3 protein-coding genes are annotated in these 4,310 nt (G+C 56.8%); 2 read left to right on the forward strand and 1 reads right to left on the reverse strand.

Annotated elements, in window-relative coordinates; translation table 11 throughout:
• The first annotated feature begins 115 nt into the window (after positions 1-115).
• The gene (locus H6F43_RS13980) at positions 116-1,168 is read left to right on the forward strand and encodes a PfkB family carbohydrate kinase (protein WP_190343348.1); all 1,053 of its coding nucleotides are present in this window, start codon (positions 116-118) and stop codon (positions 1,166-1,168) included.
• Positions 1,169-1,288: 120 nt separating this feature from the next.
• The gene (locus H6F43_RS13985; protein ID WP_190343349.1) at positions 1,289-3,478 is read left to right on the forward strand and encodes a transglycosylase SLT domain-containing protein; all 2,190 of its coding nucleotides are present in this window, start codon (positions 1,289-1,291) and stop codon (positions 3,476-3,478) included.
• 49 nt (positions 3,479-3,527) lie between these two features.
• Here the strand turns inward: H6F43_RS13985 and H6F43_RS22730 are convergent.
• Positions 3,528-4,310: ATP-binding protein (locus H6F43_RS22730; RefSeq protein WP_190343350.1), on the reverse strand; the 783-nt coding region annotated here is incomplete at its 5' end.

The raw sequence follows: 4,310 nt of genomic DNA on the forward strand, positions 1-4,310 counted from the left end.
GCCTAGTCACAGGTTAAATTGCGGACAATTTGCGAGACAATGAGGCACCAGAATTGCTGCCTTAGTCTTTTGGCAGCGAATTGCCAACCGCCAGTTCAACCCCGCTCATTCGCTTATGACTCTTGATCCTGTCTTTGCTACCCAACTCGCTGCCTCGGCTGACCGTCTGTTTGCTTTGATCGATCAGTTTAGCCAAGCACGAGTGTTGGTGGTCGGTGATTTGACGCTGGACGAGTTTCTGACTGGGCAAGTTGAGCGCCTCTCTCGTGAGGCTCCGGTGCTGATTATTCGGCACGAGGAAACACGCCAAGTGCCCGGAGGCGGTGCCAATGCTGTGTACAACTTGGCGCAGTTGGGCGCGCAGGTTAAGTCCGTCGGGCTGATTGGCAAGGACGATCAGGGGCGGGCGCTGCGGAGCCTGTTTGAGGCGGCAGGAATTGATACCCAAGGCATCGTGGTGGACAGCGATCGCCCGACCGTGACCAAAACCCGCATCTCTGGGCACGCACGTCAATCCGTGACGCAGCAGATCGTCCGGGTCGATCGTAAATCCGATGAGCTTCCCAACCTGGATCTCCAGCTGCAGTTGGCAGAGTACATCCGGCAGCAGCTTGACTCAGTAGACGCCGTGGTTTGTTCGGACTATGGCGATGGCACGCTGACGCCGATCGTGATCGAAGCCGCTCTGTCCCATCCGCGCAGCATCGTGGATACCCAGAAGTTCCTCAAGCGCTACACAGGCGCAACCATCTTTACGCCGAACCTGCCAGAAGCCGAGCAGGCGGTGGGCTACTCGCTCGTTTCGCTGTCGGGCGCGGCTGATCCGACGCTGATCCGGCGAGCAGGACGCGATTTGCTAGAGCTGACGCAGGCGCAGCACATCCTAATTACGCGCGGCGAGGACGGCATGAGTTTGTTCGATCGCACCGGAACTGAGCAGCACATTCCCGCTTTCAATCGCACAGACGTATTTGACGTCACGGGCGCGGGCGATACGGTGGCGGCGGCGCTGACACTCGGGCTGACAGCGGGAGCCTCGCCGTGGGAAGCTGCCGTTTTGGGCAACTTAGCGGCTAGTATTGTCGTACGGCAGTTTGGTACCACAACGACCACGATCGACGAGATGAAAACAGCACTGCAGCAATTTCTCGATAGTGCTGCTGCATAAGGCTTTTAGCCATACTTTGGCTGGGGTACTTACCCTACAAAACCCCTCAGCTTAAATTTTTCCGGACCACTTCTATGGAGAGATGCTAGATTCTCTAAAGACTCTAGCCATCCAGTCAACATGCAGAAGCAACAAAGAACCAAAGCATTGGCGATCGGGGCAGGCTTGTGTGCCTTGGTGCTCGGAGCCGGAATTCCCCTAGCCATTTCGGGCGGTTTGCTGAAGATGTTGCACGAGGGATCGCCGACCGCGGGTCCTCTGCTGTCCCCGGACGGTCCCAGCGTGCGCGGAATTGAAACGCTAAAGGCAATGCCGACCGGAAAGCGCACGGAAAAGCTGAAGGCAATTGCAAAAGGTCACCAGGAGTCTCCGGAGCGTAACCGCGCCCGCTACCTGCTGGCAACCGATCTGCTGAAGCAGAGCCAGGGAAAAAAAGCGCTGGAGCAGTTGCAGGGACTAGAGAGCAGCTATCCGGTGCTGGCAGCTCCGATTTTGTCTAAGCGGGCACAAGCCTATGAGCAAGTCGGCGATCGCGATCAGGCACAGGCGACGCGGCAAAAACTGGTTCAGGAGCATCCCAAAAGTCCTTTAGCGGCAGAAGCGCTGGTGGCATTGGATCGGACCGATTCTAAATACGGCGATCAGGCGATCGCGCAGTTCCCTGCCCATCCCCGCACCCTAGACATCGTGCAGAAGCGGCTGAAGCAGAATCCCAAACAGCCAGAGCTGCTGCGGGTGGTGGCACGACACGGGCTGCATTTGCCGGGCTATATGGCAATGCTCGATCAACTCTCGACACAGCACACCGCGCAACTGACAGCGGAAGACTGGGAGGCGATCGGCTTTGGCTACTGGGAAAAGCAGGACTACGGCAGGGCAGGTGCGGCGTATGCTCGCGCTCCCTACACGGCGCAAAACGCCTACCGCACGGCGCGGGGGCTACAGCTTGGTGAGAAAGGCGGCGCAATTCAGGCGTACCAGCGGCTGGTTAAGGATTTTCCAAACGCGCAAGAAGCAGGACTAGGGCTGCTGCGGCTGTCGCGGCTGAGTGAGCCTACGATCGCCATGTCCTACCTGGACCAGCTAACTCACCGTTTCCCAGTCCGGGCAGGCGAAGCCCTCTTGGAAAAGGCAAAGCGGCTGGACGCGATCAACAGCACCCAGTCGGCAACGCAGGTGAGACAGGTGCTGCTGTCCCGTTTTGGTAAGTCGGACGCGGCGGCAGAGTTGCGCTGGACCCTGGCACAGCAGAGCGCTACGGCAAAGGACTACCAAGCGGCGATTCAGTGGGCAGAACCGATTCTGAGCCAGAACCCGGAGAGCGAAGTGTCTCCGCAAGCGGGCTTTTGGGTGGGTAAGTGGCAAAGCCAGCTCGGCAAATCTCAGGAGGCGAGAACGGCGTTTCAGCGCGTCCTAACTCAGCATCCAGAGTCTTACTATGCGTGGCGATCGGCGTCGTTTTTGGGCTGGGAGGTTGGCGATTTTGCCAACGTGCGCCAGTTTAACCCCAGTGTGGCGCGACCAGACGGTCGACCACCCTTGTCCGCTGGCTCTGACACGCTGAAAGAGCTGTACCAACTAGGGCAAGACGCAGATGCGTGGGCGATGTGGCAGGTGGAATTCCAGAACCGAATGCAGCCGACGGTGGCGGAGCAGTTCACGGATGGCGTCATGCGGCTTGGCGTGGGCGACTACCTCGACGGCATTTTCATGGTGTCGTTTTTGAAGGAGCGAGAAACCCCGGAGGAGCAGTCCCAATATCGCGACTTGAAAAAGCAGATTCCCTATTGGCAAGCGCTGTATCCGTTTCCGTTCCTAGAGTCGATCGAAACCTGGTCTCAGGAGCGGCAGCTTAATCCACTCTTGGTGACGGCTCTGATTCGGCAAGAGTCTCGGTTTATGCCGGGAATTCGATCGTCCGCAGGTGCAACGGGACTTATGCAGGTGATGCCTGACACAGCAAACTGGGTTGCCGGCAAAATTAAGCTGAAGCAATTCCAGCTCAACGACCCAGAGGACAACATTAAACTGGGCACTTGGTACCTGGATTACACCCATCAGGAGTATGGCAATAATTCTCTGCTAGCGGTTGCCAGCTACAACGCCGGTCCGGGTGCAGTCGGCGGCTGGGTGGAGAAGCGGGGACTGGGCGATCCGGATGCGTTCGTGGAGTCGATTCCCTACGATGAGACGAAAGGCTACGTCAAATCGGTGTTTGAAAACTACTGGAACTACCTGCGCCTCTACAATCCAGATATCTCCCAGAAGGTAGCGCAGGTGTCGAAGGAGCATCCGAAAGACGAGTCCTGATCCAGCGGCGCATCGGGCTGGACTGACAGATTCAACGGCTTCACTGGACTCAACGCGCCATCGTCAGCGGTAGCTCAACGATGAATTCTGCGCCATGTTCCGGGCAGGAGCAGCACCGCATCGTTCCTCGGTGCCGCTCAGTCACAATCTGGTAGCTAATTGATAAGCCCATGCCTGTTCCTTTTCCAACTGGTTTCGTTGTGAAGAACGGGTTGAATAGGCGGGGCTGAATCGATGCTGGAATGCCAGGACCATTATCTGAAATCCGAATCACGGCGCGGCTCGCGATGATCTCTGTTTGAATCCAGATCGTAGGGTGATGGATTGCACCGCTTAAAACGGCTTCGTCTAGCGCGTCGATCGCGTTGACCAAGATATTCATGAATACCTGGTTTAACGGTCCGGCATAGCATTCGACGAGGGGAAAGGTTCCATAGGTTTTGATCACCTGAATGGCAGGGCGATTGTGATTTGCTTTGAGACGGTGTTCCAGGATGACCAGAGTGCTGTCGATGCCTGCATGAATATCGACGGCTTTGACCTCGGCTTCGTCCATGCGCGAGAAGGTGCGGAGCGAGAGGACGATATTCTTAATTCGATCGGCACCCAGTTTCATTGAGGTCAGCAACTGGGGCAAATCTGCTTTCAGAAAGTCGAAATCGATCGCTTCAAGATGTGTCTGGATCGCCGAATTGGGCGTGGGATACTGGTCTTGATAGAGATCAATCAGATGCAGCAGGTCTTGGATATAGCTGGTGGCTGGACGGAGGTTGCCGTAGATGAAGCTGACGGGATTGTTAATTTCATGGGCTACCCCTGCCACCAATTGACC

This window comes from Leptolyngbya sp. FACHB-36 (assembly GCF_014695955.1).
GTDB lineage: Bacteria > Cyanobacteriota > Cyanobacteriia > Leptolyngbyales > Leptolyngbyaceae > FACHB-36.